This window comes from Limimaricola sp. AA108-03, from assembly GCF_050847355.1.
GTDB lineage: Bacteria > Pseudomonadota > Alphaproteobacteria > Rhodobacterales > Rhodobacteraceae > Limimaricola.
The window spans coordinates 1-14,555 of record NZ_CP193756.1; the positions used below are offsets into that span (position 1 = coordinate 1).

12 protein-coding genes and 2 pseudogenes are annotated in these 14,555 nt (G+C 66.2%); 8 read left to right on the forward strand and 6 right to left on the reverse strand.

All coding sequences use genetic code 11. From position 1 onward, the window contains the following. Positions 1-85 precede the first annotated feature (85 nt). A complete protein-coding gene (gene repC, locus ACRAQ3_RS15655) occupies positions 86-1,279 on the forward strand; it encodes a plasmid replication protein RepC (RefSeq protein WP_432256432.1) in 1,194 nt (397 codons plus the stop codon). A 195-nt stretch (positions 1,280-1,474) separates the two neighbouring features. On the opposite strand, the pseudogene ACRAQ3_RS15660 reads toward repC, so the two are convergent. Continuing rightward, positions 1,475-1,972 (reverse strand): annotated as a pseudogene (locus ACRAQ3_RS15660) (tyrosine-type recombinase/integrase); the annotation flags it as partial. A 138-nt stretch (positions 1,973-2,110) separates the two neighbouring features. Here ACRAQ3_RS15660 and ACRAQ3_RS15665 point away from each other — a divergent pair. Then, the gene (locus tag ACRAQ3_RS15665; RefSeq protein WP_162620613.1) at positions 2,111-3,034 is read left to right on the forward strand and encodes a transposase; all 924 of its coding nucleotides are present in this window, start codon (positions 2,111-2,113) and stop codon (positions 3,032-3,034) included. A gap of 25 nt (positions 3,035-3,059) precedes the next feature. Here ACRAQ3_RS15665 and ACRAQ3_RS15670 read toward each other — a convergent pair. From ACRAQ3_RS15670 to ACRAQ3_RS15680, 3 genes and pseudogenes are all read right to left on the reverse strand, one after another. Next, positions 3,060-3,619, reverse strand: a pseudogene (locus tag ACRAQ3_RS15670) (integrase); the annotation flags it as partial. Between the two features lie 164 nt (positions 3,620-3,783). Continuing rightward, the gene (locus ACRAQ3_RS15675) at positions 3,784-4,413 is read right to left on the reverse strand and encodes a nucleoside/nucleotide kinase family protein (RefSeq protein ID WP_432256433.1); all 630 of its coding nucleotides are present in this window, start codon (positions 4,411-4,413) and stop codon (positions 3,784-3,786) included. 6 nt (positions 4,414-4,419) lie between these two features. Beyond that, a complete protein-coding gene (locus ACRAQ3_RS15680) occupies positions 4,420-5,511 on the reverse strand; it encodes a LacI family DNA-binding transcriptional regulator (protein WP_432256434.1) in 1,092 nt (363 codons plus the stop codon). A 95-nt stretch (positions 5,512-5,606) separates the two neighbouring features. Between ACRAQ3_RS15680 and ACRAQ3_RS15685 the strand changes: the two genes are divergently transcribed. The 6 genes from ACRAQ3_RS15685 (at position 5,607) to ACRAQ3_RS15710 (ending at position 12,780) form a co-directional block, all read left to right on the forward strand. After that, positions 5,607-6,611, forward strand: a complete 1,005-nt coding sequence (locus tag ACRAQ3_RS15685; RefSeq protein ID WP_432256435.1) for a substrate-binding domain-containing protein — start codon at positions 5,607-5,609, stop codon at positions 6,609-6,611. Between the two features lie 91 nt (positions 6,612-6,702). Beyond that, positions 6,703-8,220 carry a sugar ABC transporter ATP-binding protein gene (locus ACRAQ3_RS15690; protein ID WP_432256436.1) on the forward strand — a complete coding sequence of 506 codons (1,518 nt, stop codon included), beginning with the start codon at positions 6,703-6,705 and terminating at the stop codon, positions 8,218-8,220. Next, entirely contained in the window at positions 8,213-9,238 is a 1,026-nt protein-coding gene (locus tag ACRAQ3_RS15695) for an ABC transporter permease (RefSeq protein ID WP_432256437.1), read from the forward strand. Before ACRAQ3_RS15690 ends, ACRAQ3_RS15695 begins: the two co-directional genes overlap by 8 nt. Next, positions 9,235-10,254, forward strand: a complete 1,020-nt coding sequence (locus ACRAQ3_RS15700) for an ABC transporter permease (RefSeq protein ID WP_432256438.1) — start codon at positions 9,235-9,237, stop codon at positions 10,252-10,254. The genes ACRAQ3_RS15695 and ACRAQ3_RS15700 overlap by 4 nt, the downstream gene beginning before the upstream one ends. 37 nt (positions 10,255-10,291) lie before the next feature. Beyond that, complete coding sequence (locus tag ACRAQ3_RS15705) at positions 10,292-11,173, forward strand: sugar phosphate isomerase/epimerase family protein (RefSeq protein WP_432256439.1); 882 nt, start codon at positions 10,292-10,294, stop codon at positions 11,171-11,173. Further along, positions 11,170-12,780, forward strand: coding sequence for an FGGY-family carbohydrate kinase (locus ACRAQ3_RS15710; protein WP_432256440.1), 1,611 nt, complete (start codon positions 11,170-11,172; stop codon positions 12,778-12,780). Before ACRAQ3_RS15705 ends, ACRAQ3_RS15710 begins: the two co-directional genes overlap by 4 nt. Positions 12,781-12,883: 103 nt before the next feature. Here ACRAQ3_RS15710 and ACRAQ3_RS15715 read toward each other — a convergent pair whose 3' ends face one another. Both ACRAQ3_RS15715 and ACRAQ3_RS15720 read right to left on the reverse strand, forming a co-directional pair. Next, positions 12,884-13,621 (reverse strand): fumarylacetoacetate hydrolase family protein, encoded by a 738-nt coding sequence (locus tag ACRAQ3_RS15715; RefSeq protein ID WP_432256441.1) that lies wholly within the window; start codon positions 13,619-13,621, stop codon positions 12,884-12,886. Continuing rightward, on the reverse strand, positions 13,614-14,555 hold the full coding sequence (locus ACRAQ3_RS15720) for a sugar kinase (RefSeq protein ID WP_432256442.1): 942 nt from the start codon (positions 14,553-14,555) through the stop codon (positions 13,614-13,616). The genes ACRAQ3_RS15715 and ACRAQ3_RS15720 overlap by 8 nt, the downstream gene beginning before the upstream one ends.

Consider the following 14,555-nt stretch of genomic DNA (forward strand, 5'->3'; position numbering starts at 1 on the left):
CACTTTCAAGTTAGTCTCCCGCGCCGACACGTGCAAGTCGTTAACGATTCGCACGACGGGGAAACTTTGTCTTCGTGATCGAAATATGGGTTACCATCCGATAACGCCTTTTGGGCGAACGACGGAGTCCGTCCGCATCGCACTCGAGCAACGCTCGCCGCATGCCCCTGCGCCCTGCCCGCTCGACAAGTGGCAGATCCTGCGCGATCTCACCGAGGCCCGGACAAACTTCGGCCTCTCGGACCGTGATCTTACTGTGCTCCAAGCACTACTAAGCTGCCATCCGGACACGCGTTTGGACGCGTCGGGCCCGTTGATCGTTCACCCCTCGAACGAAACAATCTGCGCCCGTGCCAATGGCATGCCCTGCTCCACCATGCGCCGTCACCTTGCTAAGCTGGTCTCTGAGGGGTTCCTGATCCGTCGCGACAGCCCAAACGGTAAGCGCTACGCCCGCCGTGTGGCCGGCACAAAGATCTCCTTCGGTTTCGACCTGTCACCGATGCTGCACCGGAGCGCCGAAATTGCGCAAGCTGCGGAAAGATGCCGCACAGAGGCCGCCGAACGCGCCGCGCTGCGCCAAACAGTCAGCCTCCTGCGACGTGACCTGTTGGCTTTGCTGGATATGGCAAAGATCGACCATCGCGACAGCCCAGAGTTGGACCAGTTGGCGGACCTCGCCGCCGCTACCACAAAGGCGATGCGTCGCAAACTCGATGCAGCCACCCTGTCCCGAATAGAGGCCGCATTGCGTGCGGCAGTGGGTACGATGACACGATTTGTTGGCTGCGATACAGCGTGTCCGAGCACCAATGACGCCCGGAATGAGCAGCACCAACAGAGTTCAACTAAAGAATCTCAAGATTCTGAATCGACGCAAGCTCCATGCGCAATGGCACAATTTGCAAACGGTGTGTCTAAGCATGACGAAAGCTGGATTGCCGAGAAAGCTACCCCTACCCTGCCGCCGCTGCGCCTAGTTCTCGGAACCTGCACCGAGATCGCCGTTTTCAATCCCGAACCGATTACCGATTGGAAAGGGCTAGTCCGCGCAGCTGATAGGATCCGTCCGATGTCGGGCATCTCCGACGCGGTATGGCACGAGGCCAAATCTGTTATGGGCGCAGAACAAGCTGCAACAGCATTTGGTGCGATGTTGCAACGCTTCTCGGCGATCAGGAACCCTGGAGGATACTTGCGGAGTCTGGTGGCCAAGGCGCGCGAAGGTGCCTTTTCACCTATTCGTATGGTGATGGCTCTGCAACCTCGGGCGAGGTGAGTTCACAGCTGTGAACTCGTCCCAGCCGGTCAAGCGAAGTCGGCTGCGGGGCCACGGCAGATGATCTCCATAGCATGCATGGTCCCTAGCTAGGTCTGATGGAAACGAACTGAGAGACTTCGAGACACGGACCTAAGTAAGTAGCCCCGTAATTCCAGGATGCCTTCTTTTCCAATTGTGAGGCAAGGAGGTCCGCTACAGCCCCGCGGCCTTGGTCGGGTTGACCCGGAACCGGTCCCGGCTACGCTGATAGCGCCGGGTCATCTTGGCCGAGGCGTGACCGAGCTGCTTTTGGACATGTCGCTCGTCGATCTCGGCCGACGACGCCAGCCCGGCGCGCAGCGAATGCCCGGCGAAGAGAGCGCGACGCTCGGCCTCCGGCAGATCGGGCCGCAACCCGGCAGCCAGCGCCGTGCGCTGCATCAGTCGCACCACGTGCCAGTCGTTCAGGCGGCGGTCCAGCGCGCGGTTGCCGTCGCGGCCGACGGCGGCGAACAGCGGGCCGAACTCGATCTTCGCGAAATGCAGCCAGCATTCCAGCGCCTGCACCGGGCAGGTAGCATTGCTCGACTCGCGTGCCATCTCGTTCTCCCGCCAGCCGGTTTTGCCGCGCAGGGTGACGAGCACCCCGGCCTCAACGATCTCGACCCAACCCGTCCCCCCCCTGTCTGTTGCGAATGGAGTAGAATGGCGGTGCGGAAGGGAGCCCGTCCCCCCCCAGGGTCGAGAGCCCGTGTGGGAGCAAGGGTCCCTTCCGCGTCGCGATCAACCTGAACAGTTGCTTGGGACGGCTGACTCCGATCCCGCATGACATGGACAGGAGCTTTTACCATGCCACAGACCGTCATCGGCTGCGACCTTGCCCGCGGCTGGATCGATACGCACGCCCTGCCGACCAAGGTGGTGGTGAGGATCGATAACAATCCGAACAGCATTACCCGCTGGACCGCGTCCTTGCCTGCAAACTCTCTAGTCGTCTTCGAGGCCACCAGCGGCTGCGACACTCTTTTGATCAAGGCACTCTGCGACCGGGGCCTTCGCTTCGCACGGGTCAATCCGCGCCAAGCCCGAGAGTTCGCCCGCGCGACGGGCGTGTTGGCCAAAACGGATCGGGTCGATGCGCGCATACTGGCTGATATGGGGCGCCTCTTGCCTCTCGAGGTTACCGCGCCGCCTCATCCGGATCGGGCCCGACTTTCTGATTTCCTTCGTCGCCGCAGGCAGTTGGTCGAAATGCGGAAAGCCGAAAAGGTGCGTCGCCACAGCGCCGGCCAGCCAGCAATCCTGCGCGAGATCGAGACGATGATCGCGCTGCTCGACCGCCGCATTGTCATCATGGATCGCAAGATTGCGGCTCTGATCGGAGACAGCCCCGAACTTACCGAGCATGCGGAGTTGCTTCGCGCCGTGCCTGGGATTGGACCGACGGTGCTGGCAACGCTTCTCGGCGAACTGCCCGAACTCGGCACGCTCTGTCGGCGTCGGATCGCCTCTCTCGCCGGGCTCGCTCCACATGCCCGCGAGAGCGGCACATGGCGCGGCACACGACGTATATGGGGAGGACGACGCAAAGTCCGCGAGGCTCTCTACATCGCGGCCTTGAGCGCGTCCCGCCGCGTGCCGCTCTTGATTGCCATGCGAGATCGAATGAAGGCTGCCGGCAAAGCCCCCAAAACAGTTCTCATTGCCGTTGCCCGTCAGCTCCTCGTCATCCTCAACGCCATGATCCGAAACAAACAGCCCATTCGCCTCTAAGAAACGACACAGTTGCCCCCATGGGGTCAACCTTGCCTTGGTCGAGCGCGACTAGCTCCGAACGCTGCAGCGCCCGGCGAAGCCCACCAGCAGCATCGCCCGGTCGCGCAGCCCGCGCAGGTCGTAGCCGAGGGTTGCCAGCATGGCGCGCAGGTCGTTCGGCCCGATCGCGTCCTTCTGCTGGGGCGGTCGGGCGTGGCGGCGGCGAATGCCGGCGAGGACGGAGGCGATGTGCCGGTCGCGGCGGTCGAGCCGCATCCCGCTCTGCGCGTAGCCCCAGCTCAGACCGGCCAGCCACCGCTCGATGGAGGCGACCGACAGCGCGCGGGCCTTGCCCGAGGGCGCCGCGAGATCGGTGATGTAGAGCCCGACCAGCTCGGGCGACGGGGGCAGGGGGTCGGCGCCCTTTATCCGGCACCAGCGGGCAAAGGCCGCCCAGTCGCGGACATAAGCTCGGCGGGTGTTCTCGGCGACGGCGTGGTCGGCGTAGCCGCAGGCGGTGTTGATGAGGCGGTCGAGCCGGCCGGAGCCCGCGACGTGGGCGGGCAAGGCGATTTGGGCGGGGATTTGGGGGGTGTCCGGCATGCCGGTGGGGGTAGCACGCTCATGTCCGATATTGGGGCTTATCGGATGCTCCTCAAGATGGAAGGACACTGAAACCAATAAGTCGCCGGGAAACTTCTGCTCTGCACCTGCATTCCCTTAGCCCGCAGCGCGATGAGTCCAGTCTGAGTGCTCGATCTTCTTTATCAATTGAATAATCTCAGGTCTGCGGATCGGCTCGACTGCAACACCTCCCGCATGTTCGGCAGATCGTTTTCCTCGAGCTTGCGGGTGCGTTCGGCCGGTGCGAAGCCGGCCCAGCGATGTTCGAGGCGTTCGCGCAGCACCGGTTCTGGCACCTCGATCATCACCGTCAGGTCGAACAGCGGTGCAAGCCGATCCCAGCCGGAGCGGTCCAGCAGCAGGTAGTTGCCCTCGACCAGGATCAGTCGCGTCTTGGCTTCGATCACCCGGGCACCCGCGCGGGCGATTTCGAGATTGCGGTCGAAGACTGGAACCACCACGTCGCGCCCGTCATCGGCCGCGAGGCGCGTCAGCATCGCGTGCAAACCATCGACATCGAAGGTATGCGGCGCACCCTTGCGCGGCCGATCGCCGCGTGCGTTGAGCAACATGTCGTCGAAGTGATAGCCGTCCATCGGCAGGATCGCCGCCGCGCCGGGCGCGTTTTCGGCCAGCCGGGTCATCAGCTCGTCTGCGACGTGGCTCTTGCCGGCACCCGGGGGACCGGCAAGAGCTGCAAAGCAGCGCCGCGGTCCCCGGGCCATCCCCGAGAGCCGGTCGGACAGCGCTTCGATCGTGGTGGTTTCGGTCATGCCGACTCACTCCTCAGTCGTGTTGGGTGTGGCAGGGTCTTCGATGGCCAGCTGAGGCGGCACCATGACGATCTCGCCCGCCCGGTCGATCCCCGTATCGAACCATTCGAAGCAACGATCGATCAGCCCCTCGACATCCTGTCGCAGCATGATTGTGTCGATGGGCAGGCAGGCCGCGAAAGGGTCCCAGTCGAAGCAGGCCACGCGAAGCCCGGCAAAGCGCTCGGGGTGGTCGCGCCAATAGGTGGCCAGACCCTCGAAGGCGGTGATCGAGTTCACCAACAGCGCGTCCGGCAGCGCCCCGGCCTCATTGTGCAGCTTGTCGAGAGCGTCACGCGCCGCCTGCGGCGCATATCCGCAGCGCAGCACGGAGGATCCATCCGAAAGGTGGCCCGATTCCTTTAGCGCGGTGCGGTAGCCGTCGAGGCGCAGCTCCGTGGCGTATTCATCGGCCTGGCCGCCGAGAAACCCGACCGTGGCGCCTTCGGGCAGACCGCGCAGCAGCCTGCGTGTCAGCTCAAAGGCGCCGCCTCGGTTGTCGGTGACCACCGAGAAGCTGTCCGGACCGGGCAGGTCGACGTTCACGCAGCGTACGCCGCGCTCCCGGCAGAGCCGGTTGATCCGGGAGGGGTCCCCGACGCCCGCGACGACGAGAAGCTCGACTTCCTGGGCCACCAATGTCTCGGCCACGCGGGTCTCCACCGTTGGGTCGCGCTGCGTGCTGCCGATGATCGGCACGAGCCCGCGCGACCGCGCCCCGGCCTCGAAATGCTCTGCCAGACCGGCGAAGAACCGGTTGCGATGATGCGGCACGATCAGCCCTGCCAGTGAAGAGCGCCCCCGCCGCAGTGCGCGGGCCTTCGCGTTCGGGCGATAGCCAAGCTCGTCGGCCGCGCGCCGGACCCGCTGCGCCGTCTCGGCGCTGATGCGGTGGCGCTCCCAGCTATCGTTCATGACGAAGCTCGCCGCCGAGATGGATGTCCCGGCAATGCGTGCGAGGTCACGGATCGTGACCCGTTTGGCGCCTGACTTAACCATGCCTTTACACTCCGTTTGCCGCTCTCTGGCAGGTGCTGCATGAAATGCAATCATTTCCATTGACGACCAATGCTAAAAGCTTTTAGCAATTCTACAAGGCCGTGAATCCTGCTCATGGAGGGGTGGGGCGGTCGTCAGGGAGAGAGGAGATTTCCATGATCGGTTCGACCTTCAAACATCGCGGCCTTCTGGCTGCCCTCGTGGCCAGCACGCTTGTCGGCACGGGCGCTCTGGCGCAGGACGACCAGACCACGATTGGCGTGGTAGTGAAAATTGGCGGCATTCCGTGGTTCAACGCCATGGAGGCGGGAATCGAGGAGAAGTCCGAGGAGCTTGGTGTCGAAGCCTTCATGGTCGGCCCGACCAGCGCCGATCCTGCGCTCCAGGTGCGCGCGGTCGAAGACCTGATCGCCCAAGGCGTCGACGTGATCGGCGTCGTGCCGAACGATGCTGACGTGCTCGAGCCGGTGCTGAAGCGCGCTATGGATCAGGGTATCCATGTGATCACCCATGAATCGCCCGATCAGCAAAACGTTGATTGGGATTTCGAACTGGCCTCGGCGCAGGGCTTTGGCGAGGCCTATGGCAAGCGCCTGGCCGAGGCACTCGGCGGTGAGGGCAAATACGCGGTGTTCGTCGGTGGTCTGACCGTGCCGCTGCACAACGCCTGGGCCGACGCGGCCATCGCCTATATCGAAGAGAACCACCCGGAGATGGAGCAGGTGGGCGAGCGTCACGGGGTGGCCGAAGATGTTGATGCCTCGCGCCGCACCGCGCTCGACCTGATGCGGGCCAACGACGACCTGAAGGGCTTCCTCGCCTTCGGAAGCCAGGGTCCGATCGGCGCCGCGCGTGCGGTCGAAGAGCGGCGGCGCGGCGGCGAGGTCGTGGTGCTCGGGCCGTTCTCGCCGGGGCAGGGCCGCAACCTCGTGCATGACGGCATCCTGAGCGGCGGCTACATGTGGAATCCCAAGCAGGCCGGCGAAGTCTTCGTGACGCTCGGCAAGATGGTCGCCGAGGGCCAGCCGATCGAGGCCGGTATGGAGATCGAGGGGCTGGGCGTGATCCAGCCCGACGTCGAGGGGCGCGACATCATCGTCGACCAACTGGTCGAGATCAACGCCGAGACGGTGGACGATCTCGCGGCCATGGGTCTCTGATCCTCCCCCGGCCGGTGCCGCCCGCGGCGCCGGCCCCCTTTCCCGTATCCATCACGCCACCGGCGCCCGGCCGGCGGCCGGAGGTATCGCCATGCCACTGGACAAGACGGCCGAGGGCGCCGGCCCCTACCTGCTCAGGCTCGAACACGTCTCCAAGCGGTTCGGCGGCGTGCAGGCGCTCGACGACATCTCGTTCAACGTCCGCCCGGGCGAGGTGCTCTGCCTCGCCGGCGAGAACGGCTGCGGCAAGTCCACGCTGATCAAGACGGTGAGCGGCGTGCATAGGCCCGAGCCGGGGGCGGTGATGGAATGGGACGGCGCGCCGATGACCGGGCTGGACCCGGCCCGGGCGCGGGCCTTGGGCATTCAGGTGATCTGGCAGGATCTCGCGCTCTTCCCCGAGATGAGCGTTGCCGAGAACATCGCCTTCGAGCGCAATCTCGGCGCGCGACCGCGGCTGGTGGACCGGGCGGCGATGCGCCGCGCGGCGGCCGACATCCTCGGCCGGCTCGAGGTCGACATCGATCTCGACGCGCCGGTGCGCAGCCTGTCGATCGCCAATCGCCAGCTCGTCGCGATCGCCCGCGCGCTGGTCGCCGAGGCGCGGCTGGTCTTCATGGACGAGCCGACCGCCTCCCTGTCGCGCCGCGAGACCGAGGCGCTTCTCAAGATCGTGCGGCGCCTGTCGGCGCAGAACATCGCCGTGGTCTTCGTCAGCCACCGCCTCGCCGAGGTGCTCGACATCACCTCGCGGGTGACGGTGCTGCGCGACGGCCGTTATGTCGGCACCTATCCGACCGAGGGCATGACCCAGGCCCGGCTGACCGAGCTGATGACCGGCAGCACCTTCGACTACGCGCCGCGCCCAGCCCGCGCGCCGGAGGCGGCGCCGATCCTGTCGGTGAAGGGGCTTAGCCGCGAGGGCGATTACGAGGACATCTCCTTCGACATCGCGCCGGGCGAGATCGTCGGGCTGACCGGCCGGCTGGGCTCAGGGCGCACCGAGCTGGCCCTGTCGCTGTTCGGCATGTCGCGCCCCGATGCGGGCGAGATCTCGTGGCAGGGCAGGCCGCTCAGGATGCGCTCGAACCGGGACGCGATCCGGGCGGGCATCGCCTATGTCTCCGAGGACCGGCTCTCGCTGGGCCTCGTGCAGCCGCAATCCATCGCCGACAACACCGCCGTCACCGTTCTGGACCGGCTGCTCGGGGCGGGGCGGCTCCTGTCGCCGCGTCGCAAGGCGCGGCTGGTCGATCGCTGGGTGTCGCGCCTGCGGGTGAAGATCGGCGCGGCGGACGACCCGGTCTCGACCCTGTCGGGCGGCAACCAGCAGCGCATCGTGCTGGCGAAGTGGCTGGCCACGGAGCCGAAGCTGCTGATCCTCGACAGCCCCACTGTCGGGGTCGACGTTGGCGCGCGGGCCGGGATCTTCGAGATCGTCACCGAGCTGGCGCGTCAGGGGCTCGCGATCCTGCTGATCTCCGACGAGGTGCCGGAGGTCTATTTCAACGCCGACCGCGTACTGCACATGCGCGACGGTCGGCTCGTCGGGCAGCACGTCCCGGCCGAAACCACACTGGGTGCGTTGGAGGAGGCGGTCCATGCCTAAGATCCTGTCCGGCATCGGCGCCACGGAGCGCTGGCTGATCGTCATCATCGCCTGCATCGGGGCGGGATTGGCCCTGGGCACCGATACCTTCCTGACCCTGGTCAACATGTTCGACCTGCTCAACTACTCGGCCGTGAACGTGATCTTCGCCGCCGGCCTGCTGGTGGTGCTGGTCGCGGGCGGCATCGACATCTCCTTCGCGGTGGCCGCCTCGGTGGTGCAGTATCTGACCGCGATCACGCTGATGCAGTTCGGCGGCGGCAACTGGGCCGTGGGCTTCGGATTGGCGATGCTGTTCGGCGCCGGTCTCGGCGCGATCAACGCGGCGCTGATCTACCATTTCCGGATTATCTCCATCGTCGTCACCATCGCCACCTTCAACCTGTTCTTCGGCCTGCTGATGTTCTTCACCGGCGGCGTCTCGATCTACATGCTGCCAAGCTGGCTGACCCGCCGGGTGATCCTGTTCGAACAGGAGACCGCCGTGGGCTGGGCCGAGATCACCCTGCCGGTCGCGGTGATGGTCGCGGTGCTCGCCGCCACGTGGCTGCTGCTGCGCCGGGTCAGCATCGGCCGGCAGCTCTTCGCGATGGGCGACAACACGGAAGGCGCGCGGCGGCTCGGCATCAATATCGGCGCGATGCACTACCTCGCCTATGGCTGGCTCGGCGCCTGCGCCGGGATCGCCGGGCTGATGCAGGCCCATTACGCGCAGGAGGTGGTGCCCAACGCGCTCTACGGCCGCGAGCTGGAGGTGCTGGCCGCCGTCGTTCTGGGCGGGGCGCGGCTCGGCGGCGGGCGCGGCACGCTTCTGGGGGCGGTCCTCGGGCTGGTGCTCATCTCCGTGACCCAGAACGGGCTAAACCTGCTGGGCGTCTCGCCCTACGCCTTCCGCATGATCGTCGGCTTCATCATCCTCGTCGCGATCAGCATGTCCGGGGAAACGCTGGGCTTCCTCAACGAACGCCTGCGCCGTCCCCGTCTCGCCCATACGCCTCGGAAGGGAGCCGCGTCATGAAAGAGCTCGTCGCACAACTCGTGCCCGGTCGCGCGGCCAAGCCGACCTCGGCCCAGCCCCTGAGCGGCGAGAACCTCGCCCTTCTGGGCATCCTCGCGGCGCTGATATTGCTGTTCGGCGCGGTGACCGACCGCTTCCTGACCGGCGCCACCTTCGCCTCGATCGCCTACCAGCTCCCCGAGCTGGGTCTGCTGACGCTGGCGATGCTGATCCCGCTGCTCTCGGGCGGCCTGAACCTCGCGATCACCTTCTCGGCCAACATCTCCGGGTTGGTTCTGGCCTGGGTGCTGATGTGGGGCGGTGGCGGCGATGCCGGCGTGGCCATGCTGATCCTTGCCATGATCGCGGCCATCATCAGCGGCGCGGTCATCGGCTGGGTGCTCGGCGCGGTGATCGCCTATACCGGCGCGCACCCGATCCTCGCCTCTCTGGCGATGATGATTTTCCTGCGCGGTCTGGGCGAGTTCCTGACCCGTGGCGGCAGCGTCTCGGGCTTTCCGCCCGAACTGGTCTGGCTGGGGCAGGGGGAGTTGCTCGGCGTGCCGGTGCCGCTGGTGATCTTCGCGATCTGCGTCGCACTCTGGGCGCTGATCCTAAACCGCACCCGGCTCGGCTTCTCGATCTACCAGCTCGGCTCGAACCTCGAGGCGACCCGCTATTCCGGCATCAACACGCGCCGCGCGCTGACCATGGTTTACGTGCTGTCGGGCGCGATGTGCGCGATTGCCGGAATCGTCATGGCCAGCCGTTTCAACTCGGTGCGCGTCGGCCATGGCGAGGCCTACCTGCTGATCACCGTTCTGGCCTGCTTCCTCGGCCGGGTCGATCCCTTCGGCGGCTTCGGCCGGGTCGTACCGGTGGTCCTGTCGCTGGTGATCCTTCAGGTGATCGGCTCCGGGCTGAACCTGCTCGGCACCAACCAGCACCTCGCGACGGCGCTCTGGGGCGGCATCCTCGTTCTCGTGATGGCCGTGCGCTTCCTCTGGGCGCGGCTTGCCCTGTTTCGGCCGCGCTGAGCGGCCGGCCCCCTCAATCCATGAAAAGGAATAGACAATGAGCGTCAGCGGATTCGGCGTACACACCGCGATGTGGGCGATGGAGTGGAACCGCGAGGCGGCGGAGTTCGCCATCCCCGAGGCGGTCAAGCACGACATCGATTTTCTCGAGATCACCATGCTCGACCCCGAAGGCGTCGACACGGCCCATACCCGCGGCCTGCTCGAGCGCCACGAGGTCGACTGCGTGGCCTCGCTCGGCCTGCCGCTCGACCGGCTGCCGACCAACGACCCGGAGGGCGCCCTGGCTTTCTTGAAGATGGCGATCGACACCTCGGACGCGATCGGGGCCAAGGCGATGAGCGGCGTGCTTTATGGTGGCATCGGCCAGCGCACCGGCACCGCCCCGACCGAGGCTGAGATCGACGCCACCGCGCGGGTGGTGCGCGACGCCGCTGCCTACGCGAAAACGCGCGGCATGCTCTACGGGCTTGAGGCGGTAAACCGCTACGAAAACCACATCCTCAACACCGCCGACCAGGCGGTGAAACTGTGCGAGAAGGTGGGGGCGGACAACCTCTTCGTCCATCTCGACACCTACCACATGAACATTGAGGAAAAGGGTCTCGCCAACGGCATCCTGCGTGCCCGCGAACACCTGAAATACATTCACCTTTCGGCTTCGGACCGCGGCACGCCGGGGCGCGACACGATCCAGTGGGACGAAATCTTCGGGGCGCTCGCGGCGATCGGCTTCAAGGGCGGGATGGCGATGGAGAGCTTCATCACCGTGCCGCCACAGATCGCTTCCGCGCTCTCGGTCTGGCGCCAGGTCGCGCCGGCGCGCGAAGAGGTCCTCAATGACGGGCTCGGCTTCCTCCGGATGAAGGCGAGCCAATATGGCCTGATCAACTCGGCCGAGGAGAAGAAAACGGCATGACGGGCGACGGCGCGTCCTTCTATCTCGGTATCGATGTCGGCACCGGCAGCGCCCGCGCCGGGCTGTTCGACGCCGATGGGCGGATGCATGGCACGGGCAAGCGGGACATCACCCTGCACCGCGACGCGGCCGACCGGGCCGAGCAGTCGAGCGACGAAATCTGGAAGGCCGTCTGCGCGGCGACCCGGATCGCCATCGCGCGGGCCGCTATCGAACCGTCGGCCATCGCGGGCATCGGCTTCGACGCCACCTGCTCGCTCGTGGTTCTGGGCGAGAGCGAGGCGCCGCTGCCCGTCAGCCCCGGCGGCGATCCGGCGCGAAACGTCATCGTCTGGATGGATCACCGCGCGGTGGATCAGGCCAGGCGGATCAACGCTACGGGTCACTCGGTGCTGCGCTATGTCGGCGGCACTATCTCGCCCGAGATGGAAACGCCGAAGCTGCTCTGGCTCAAGGAGCAAACGCCCGAAGTCTACGCCGCCGCATGGCAGTTCATGGACCTGACCGATTTCCTGACATGGCGCGCCACAGGGGATCTGGCGCGCTCGACCTGCACCGTGACCTGCAAATGGACCTATCTGGCGCATGAGGAGCGCTGGGACCCGAACTATTTTCGCCGGATCGGGCTGGGCGACTTCGTCGATGATGGCTTCGCCCGGATCGGGCAGCACATCGTGCCGCCCGGCACCGCACTGGGGCAGGGGCTCTCGCCGCGCGCGGCGGAAGAACTCGGCCTTGTCGCGGGAACACCTGTGGCCGCCGGGCTGATCGACGCCCATGCCGGGGGCCTTGGCACGGTCGGCACGCAGGGCGCGCCGCAGCACGACCTTGCCTATGTCTTCGGCACATCCTCCTGCACCATGACCAGCAGTCATGAACCGGTTTTCGTGCCGGGTGTGTGGGGGCCCTATTTCTCCGCCATGGTTCCCGGGATGTGGCTCAACGAGGGCGGGCAGTCCGTTGCTGGCGCCGCCATCGCGCGGCTAATAGCGATGCACCCTGCGGCCGCGCAGGCGCGCACACAATCCGAGGCCGAGGGGCTGAGCCTGCCGGACTGGCTGGCGCGGCGGGCCGCCGCAAAGTCGGATGATCTATCGGCCGCGGTGGATCTTGCTCGCGGGCTGCACGTCGTGCCGGAGTTCCTTGGCAATCGCGCGCCACATGCGGACCCCGCCGCCCGGGCTGTGATTGCCGGTCTCGACATGGCAGAGGATCTCGACAGCTTGGTCGCGCTTTATATCGCCGGCCTGTGCGGGGTCGGTTACGGGCTTAGGCAAATTGCCGAGACGCAGAACGCTGCCGGCGCAATCACGCGGCGCATCGTCATCAGCGGGGGGGCAGGCCAGTCGGATCTCGTGCGCCAAGTGCTCGCTGACGCGACCGGAATGCCGGTGCTGTCAAGTAAGGCCGAGGAACCGGTGCTGCTCGGCTCCGCCATCCTTGGGGCCTTGGCCGCAGGTGACGTGCCGAATGCGAATGAGGCTATGCGTCGGATGAGCGGAGTAGGCGGGACCTACGCACCGAGCGAAGCGGCGGTGCTGGACCATGAAAAAAGATACCGGGCATTTCTTGCCTTACAGAGGGCAGGGCGGGAGATCCGCAACTGAGGAAAAGGCGGGTTTAAGGAAGCCAGTTCGTCGTATCCGATAAGTCGGTTTATCGAATGTGAGGGCTGTCAGTTTGGGAGATGTTCGATTGACTTGATATGTTTTACACCACCAGGCCGACCGACACCGTTGCGGCCCCGGCGCTCGCGCGGGCAAGGTTGGCCCCCTCCAGCGGTATCGGCCCGACCCGCGCGCCGGTGATGATCACGTCTCCCTTGCGCAGGGGCAGATTCTGATCTGCCGCGTGACGTGTCAGCCAAGTGAGGAAGGACAGCGCCTCTTCGAGGCTTTGCACGGTTTCTGAGGCCACGACAGGCCGGTCGTCCAACCACAGTCGGATGTCCAACGGTCCGGTCATGGCGTCGCGCCAGCCGGGCAGGGCCTCACCCAGCACAATAAAGCCGGAGCTGAAGCCATCGGCCATGGCCACCAGTGGAAGCACCGCCTTGCGGTCTGCAAAGCGCGATGCGACGATTTCGAAACACAGCCGGACCTCGCCAATGGCGGCCAAGATGGTCTCTCGGTCGGCACCGGGATGCAGGTCAGCGCCGAGGATCAGCGCGGTCTCGACCTCAATTGCGGCATCCCGTGGGAGCGGGAGCAGCGTGTCGCCCGACGGCACGACCCTCTGGCCAGGCAGCGCGGCGGCATGCCGGTCACGCCCCTCCAGTAGGGCCATCTTCCACGCTCCGCCCCCCAGCGCCTTGACGACGGCACGCTGCACCGCATAGGCGGCGTCGGTATCCGGAGGCGGCACCGGCAGGCCAACGGGGCGGGCACCGCCGCGCCAGACCTGCAACAACGTGCGGGACGCTGTCTCGACATCGAATGTATCAGTCATCGAGGCTTTCCATCAGGCCAGGCACTGGCATTACGTTTCGGGGGATGATCGCGCCCGGGTGGGTCACGACGACAGTGGCCAGCCGAGCGGCGCCGGCGATCGCCTGCTTTGTGGACAGCCCGGCCAGCCGGGCGGCCAACAGCCCGGCATTGAAGCTGTCACCGGCGCCCGTGGTATCGAGCGCGGCGACGGATGACGGTATCTCGTGCCGTTGCACCACATGTTCGCACGCTGCCGCACGTAGCACCGCGCTGCCGCCTGTTGTCAGGACAATCTCCGCGTCGCTCAAGCCTCGCAGGGTGGCTACCGCGGCGGCTGGATCCGCGCAGCCGAAGCAGGCGGCGATGTCGTCGAAGGAGGGGAGGAGCAACGTGGCGATCTCGGCCGCTCGCGCTATTTCTCGCCGCGCCGTTGCGACATCGGACCATAGGACGGGCCGGTAATTGGTGTCGAAAACGATGGTGACGCCCTCGTCCCTCCGTCGTTGCAGTGCGTCGAGCAACGCCGCGCGCCCCTCGGGCCGCAGCACCGCCAGCGTGACCGCCGAGAGAAACAGCGTGTCAGCCCGATCGAGCGCGGTCAGATCCGCGCCGTCGCGGAACATGTCCCGGAACGGTGACTGGTCGCGCCAATAGGTGAAGCTGCGCTCGCCCGCCCCGTCGGTCGCGATGAAGCTGAGGCCTGGACGCCGCCCTTCGCATTGCCGCACGAGCGAGGTATCGACCCCTTCTGCCTCAATCTGCCTGCGCAGCCACAGGCTGTGTGGGTCGTCCCCCAAGCAGGACAGGTAGCCGACGCTGCCCGGCGCGGTCAGCCGCGCCAGGTAGATCGCCGTGTTCAGCGCGTCGCCCCCCGCCCGCCGGTCGAAGGTCGAGGGGGCGTCGGGCCGGGCGGTGAACTCGATCAGCGGTTCGCCGATGGACAGGATTCGCAT

Bases quoted from the DNA above. Each gene is read 5' to 3' on its own strand.
- ACRAQ3_RS15685 (WP_432256435.1), top strand. From the start codon at position 5,607: ATGATCGGTTCGACCTTCAAACATCGCGGCCTTCTGGCTGCCCTCGTG.
- ACRAQ3_RS15675 (WP_432256433.1), bottom strand. From the start codon at position 4,413: ATGACCGAAACCACCACGATCGAAGCGCTGTCCGACCGGCTCTCGGGG.
- ACRAQ3_RS15710 (WP_432256440.1), top strand. From the start codon at position 11,170: ATGACGGGCGACGGCGCGTCCTTCTATCTCGGTATCGATGTCGGCACC.
- ACRAQ3_RS15665 (WP_162620613.1), top strand. From the start codon at position 2,111: ATGCCACAGACCGTCATCGGCTGCGACCTTGCCCGCGGCTGGATCGAT.
- repC (WP_432256432.1), top strand. From the start codon at position 86: ATGGGTTACCATCCGATAACGCCTTTTGGGCGAACGACGGAGTCCGTC.
- ACRAQ3_RS15715 (WP_432256441.1), bottom strand. From the start codon at position 13,621: ATGACTGATACATTCGATGTCGAGACAGCGTCCCGCACGTTGTTGCAG.
- ACRAQ3_RS15695 (WP_432256437.1), top strand. From the start codon at position 8,213: ATGCCTAAGATCCTGTCCGGCATCGGCGCCACGGAGCGCTGGCTGATC.
- ACRAQ3_RS15680 (WP_432256434.1), bottom strand. From the start codon at position 5,511: ATGGAAATGATTGCATTTCATGCAGCACCTGCCAGAGAGCGGCAAACG.
- ACRAQ3_RS15690 (WP_432256436.1), top strand. From the start codon at position 6,703: ATGCCACTGGACAAGACGGCCGAGGGCGCCGGCCCCTACCTGCTCAGG.
- ACRAQ3_RS15720 (WP_432256442.1), bottom strand. From the start codon at position 14,555: ATGCGAATCCTGTCCATCGGCGAACCGCTGATCGAGTTCACCGCCCGG.
- ACRAQ3_RS15705 (WP_432256439.1), top strand. From the start codon at position 10,292: ATGAGCGTCAGCGGATTCGGCGTACACACCGCGATGTGGGCGATGGAG.
- ACRAQ3_RS15700 (WP_432256438.1), top strand. From the start codon at position 9,235: ATGAAAGAGCTCGTCGCACAACTCGTGCCCGGTCGCGCGGCCAAGCCG.